General features: G+C 66.0%; 5 protein-coding genes. 1 reads left to right on the plus strand and 4 read right to left on the minus strand.

Annotated elements, in window-relative coordinates; all coding sequences use genetic code 11:
- From EN991_RS25490 to EN991_RS25505, 4 genes are all read right to left on the minus strand, one after another.
- Positions 1 to 1,005 (minus strand): efflux RND transporter permease subunit (locus EN991_RS25490; RefSeq protein WP_206519249.1); only part of this gene is annotated, 1,005 nt, incomplete at its 3' end.
- Positions 1,006 to 1,008: 3 nt separating this feature from the next.
- On the minus strand, positions 1,009 to 2,280 hold the full coding sequence (locus EN991_RS25495; RefSeq protein ID WP_063168601.1) for an efflux RND transporter periplasmic adaptor subunit: 1,272 nt from the start codon (positions 2,278 to 2,280) through the stop codon (positions 1,009 to 1,011).
- A gap of 245 nt (positions 2,281 to 2,525) precedes the next feature.
- Entirely contained in the window at positions 2,526 to 2,714 is a 189-nt protein-coding gene (locus EN991_RS25500) for a hypothetical protein (protein ID WP_245461076.1), read from the minus strand.
- A 179-nt stretch (positions 2,715 to 2,893) separates the two neighbouring features.
- Positions 2,894 to 3,574 carry a hypothetical protein gene (locus EN991_RS25505; protein ID WP_127369801.1) on the minus strand — a complete coding sequence of 227 codons (681 nt, stop codon included), beginning with the start codon at positions 3,572 to 3,574 and terminating at the stop codon, positions 2,894 to 2,896.
- A 239-nt stretch (positions 3,575 to 3,813) separates the two neighbouring features.
- Between EN991_RS25505 and EN991_RS25510 the strand changes: the two genes are divergently transcribed.
- Positions 3,814 to 4,224, plus strand: a 411-nt coding sequence (locus EN991_RS25510) for a response regulator (RefSeq protein ID WP_127369802.1), incomplete at its 3' end; no start/stop codon positions are given.

The following is a 4,224-nucleotide window of genomic DNA, read 5'->3' on the forward strand; positions in this document are numbered from 1 at the left end:
CAGCCGCACGAAAGGCGAGGTGTCGTAGGGATAGACGACCTCGACCCCTTGCGGGAAGGTCGAGCTCAGCCGGGCGATCGTCGAACGCACCGCTTCGGCGGTGTTGATGGCGTTGGCGCCGGTCGCCAAATTGACGGCGACGCCGGCCGCCGGCTTGCCATTGTAATTGGCCTGCGTCGTATAGCTTTCGGCGCCGAGCTCGACGGTGGCGACATCGTTGAGGCGGACCAGAGAGCCATCGGTCTGGCTCTTCAGGATGATGTTGCGGAACTGTTCGGCGGTCTGCAGCCGGCTCTTGGCCGTCACCGTGGCATTGAGCTGCTGGCCCTTGCGCGCCGGCAGGCCGCCAAGCTGGCCGGCCGAAACCTGCGTGTTCTGCGCCTCGATCGCCGAGGCAATGTCGCTCGGCATCAAGGCGTATTTGGCGAGCTGGTCCGGATCGAGCCAGATGCGCATGGCATAGCCGGAGCCGAACAGCTGCGTCGAGCCGACGCCTTCGACGCGCTTCAGCGTGTCGTTGACGGTGGCGTCGACATAGTCGGCGAGATCGGTCGAGTTCATCTTGGCGTCGGTCGAGACGAAGCCGATGACCATCAGGAAGCCGGTCGAGGATTTGGAGACGGTGATGCCGTTGCTCTGCACCACCTGCGGCAGCTGCGACTGCACCAGCTGCAGCTTGTTTTGCGTCTGCACCTGGGCGGTATCGGGATCGGCCGCTGTGGTGAAGGTCAGCGTGATCGAGGCCGAACCGGTCGAGGTCGACGTCGCCGTCATGTAGTCGAGATTGTCGATACCGGTCATGCCTTGCTCGATGACCTTGGTCACCGAGTTCTCGACCGTCTGCGCGTCGGCGCCCGGATAGGTGGCGCTGATGTTGACTGTCGTCGGCGCAATCTGCGGATATTGCGAGATCGGCAGCGAGGTGAGCGCCAGGAGGCCGCCCAGCATGATCACGATGGCGATCACCCAGGCGAAGATCGGCCGGTTGATGAAGAATAGTGACATCGCTCAGTTCCCGGTCGCGGCGGCAGGCGCCGGTTTCGCCGCATTGGACGCGGCCGGTGCGGCGGACGTGCTCTGCCCGCGGTCCTTGACCTCGCCGGTCGTCTCGTCGATCGTCACTTCGACACCCGTCGCATCGCCGCCGGGGCGCACCAGTTGCATGCCCTCGACGATGACGCGGTCGCCGTCGCCGACACCCGAATCCACCAGCCAGTTGTTGCCGACGCTGTTGCGCACGGCGAGCACGCGCGTCTCGACCTTGCCCTGCGCATTGATGACCATGGCGGTGGCCTCGCCCTTGGTGTTGCGGCTGACGGCACGCTGCGGCACCAGGAAACTGTTCTGGGCAACGCCCTCCTCGACCAGTGCCCGCACATACATGCCGGGCAGAAGCAGGCGGTCGGGATTGGGGAACTCGGCCCTGAGCGCAAAGGTGCCGGTGGTCTGGTCGACATTGGCGCCGGCGAATTCCAGCTTGCCGGTCTGCGTGTAGATGGTGCCGTTCTCGAGCTTCAGCTTCACGCTGACATTGGGCCCGCTGAACTTCAGCCGCCCTTCCGAGATCGCCTGGCGCAGATTGAGCAGGTTGGTGCTCGACTGCGTGACGTCGACATTGATCGGATCGAGGGCACGGATGGTGGTCAGCACCGTGTCCTGGTTCGCGGTCACCAGCGCGCCCGGCGTCAGCGTGGACTTGTCGATGCGCCCGGCGATCGGTGCCGTGATGGAGGTCCGGTCGAGGCTGATGCGCGCCGTCTCGGCACTGGCCTTGGCCGAGGCGACATCGGCTTGCGCCTGCGCCAGCGTGGCGGCGGCATCGTCATAATCCTGTTTGGAAACAACGTTCTGCTTCAACAGGCCGGCATAACGGTCGAACTTGGCCTGCGCCGTAGGCACCGCCGCTTCCGCCTTCTGCTGTGCGGCGACCGCGCTGTCGTAGGACGCCTTGTAGCTCGCCGGATCGATGAGGTAGAGCGGCTGTCCAGCCGCCACCTCGCTGCCCTCCTTGAACAGGCGCTGCTGGATAATGCCGTTCACCTGCGGGCGCACTTCGGCAACCAGCGAGGCCGCCGTGCGTCCCGACAGTTCGGCGGTGATCGCCACCGATTGCGGATGCAGGGTGACGACGCCGACTTCCGGTTTGCCGGGCGCGCCCATGCCTGCGGGGGCGCTGCTCTCCTGCGAGCAGGCCGCCAGCAGAAAGGCGGATGCGAACATCGCGGTCCAGGGCGCCAGACGGCGTGCCGGCTGCAAAGACGGGCTAGGCTGGATAGACATGGACTGAATGATCTTTCGCTGGAGTTGCGGGCGCGGGCAATCGACCGCTTGGTCGAGGCATGCCGGCCGATATCTTGATGGTGGGCCGCGCCGGTCTGCGGGCGGCGACGAGCAATGCTTCGAAGCGGCTCATGTCGCGCTCCTTCTCGGCGGCCGGAGCTGCTCGAAGGTCGAGTAGCCGGCCGCGATGCCCACCAACATCATTATGCCGATCAGCGAGGACATGCCAAGCGCCTTGCCGGAATTCACGCGATCTTGCGGTCATGATGCCCATGGTTGTCGAGCGGCTGCGACAGCGGGAGCGACAACCGCCAGGCGGCGAAACTCAGGCGGATCGCGCCCTTCAGCGTGTCGACCGACGGGGCCAGCGGCATGCCTCGCCCGACAGGACCGAACGAGAGCCTCGGGCTGGCGGACGCGAGCAGCCGCAGCATGATCATGGCTTCCCACATTGTCGTGCTTCCATTGCAGGGTTCGAATTGGGCATGGTTCCGAATTGGCGCGATTCGAACTGGGCGTGATCGAAACGAGGATGGCGGAGATACGCCCGCCATCCCCGGAGAACCGGCCGACCCGAGAACGGGTTGGGTACCGGGCCGGCCGGTGCAGTCGGTCAGAGTTGCTCGTCGTTCCCGGGCTGGGGCGGGAGCTGCCTGCCATCGTTGGGCAGGCCTCTGGGGCCGGCTGCATCGTTCGGCGGACCGCCCCAGGGACCGGGGGGTGATCCATGGGCACGTTCCGCCGAAGCGAGGAGTTCGAGTTGTTCGGGCGTCAGCTTGGCGCGCAGTTCAGCGATCGCCTCCTTCAGTCTGCCGGCCGAAACCGCGCGGGCGGTAACGTCGTCGGCCAGCTTTTCCTGGAATGCGAAGGGATCGGGCTTGCCGCCCGGGCCTGCTGCGTCGGGGTCCTTCGCTTCAGCACCAACGGGCCGCCCGCGGTCAGGCCGAGGCTGCGAAAGCACCGCCTGCAGCGCGCTGGTGTAGTCGCGCCAGGCGTCGAGTTGTTCGGTGCGGATGCCGACGCGGGTCTCCAGCGCGGCGAGCCGGGCGGCCAGCATGAATTCCGGCGGCGGACCCATGCGGCGGGGGCCAAAGCCTTGCGGGCCGAAACCCTGCGAACCAGGTCGCATCGGTCCATGCGGGCCGGGTCCATTCCGGCCGTGGCCTGCCCCATCCTGCATGGCCATGACAGGGGACGGCTCACCGGGTCCGGCGCCGGGGTCGGGCTGCGCCGCCAGCGCGGGGTGAATTGCGGCGACGGAAAACAGGCCGAGCGCAAGAAGTCTGCTTGGCATAAAGATGTTCCTTTCTCTCATGCTTCGGACGGTTCAGAGGATAGGAAGCGTCTTTGTCCGCTTCGCGTCGGCGTGTTGCCGAAGGTTTCCGCAAAAGGGCAATTTGTTTCCGAATGTTTCCCATGGCCCGCCGGAAACGTTCGGTTGCAATTTTCCACGCCGCTCGGGCGCGGCTCTCCTATAATCGCGGCAAGCCCCTGCAATCACGGGTCCCAATATTCATCGGCAACGGCACGGTCATGCAGTCACAACCCCATATCCTCGTCGTCGACGACGACCGCGAGATCAGGACGCTTCTCCAGCGTTACCTCGACAGCCAGGGCTTTCGCGTCACGGCGGCGGCGGACCGGCGCGAATGCGAGCAACGGCTTGGCTCCGGCCAATTCGACCTGATCGTGCTCGACGTGATGCTGCCGGACGGCTCGGGGCTCGATATCTGCCGCGGTTTGCGCGACCGCAAGCCGCACACCCCGATCATCCTGCTGACCGCGCTGAAGGAAGATGTCGACCGCATCATCGGCCTGGAACTCGGCGCCGACGACTATCTCGGCAAGCCGTTCAACCCGCGTGAGCTCATTGCCCGCATCCGCGCGGTGCTCAGGCGCTCGACGCCCGAGGAGGCGCCCGCGCCGCCGCGCGCGCGCATCTAC

The sequence above is a fragment of the Mesorhizobium sp. M7A.F.Ca.US.005.03.2.1 genome (assembly GCF_003997795.1).
Lineage (GTDB): Bacteria > Pseudomonadota > Alphaproteobacteria > Rhizobiales > Rhizobiaceae > Mesorhizobium > Mesorhizobium ciceri.

What these genes read in the sequence shown, in the direction of transcription:
- EN991_RS25495 (WP_063168601.1), bottom strand. Translation starts at nt 2,280, where the DNA reads ATGTCTATCCAGCCTAGCCCGTCTTTGCAGCCGGCACGCCGTCTGGCG.
- EN991_RS25500 (WP_245461076.1), bottom strand. Translation starts at nt 2,714, where the DNA reads ATGCTGCGGCTGCTCGCGTCCGCCAGCCCGAGGCTCTCGTTCGGTCCT.
- EN991_RS25505 (WP_127369801.1), bottom strand. Translation starts at nt 3,574, where the DNA reads ATGCCAAGCAGACTTCTTGCGCTCGGCCTGTTTTCCGTCGCCGCAATT.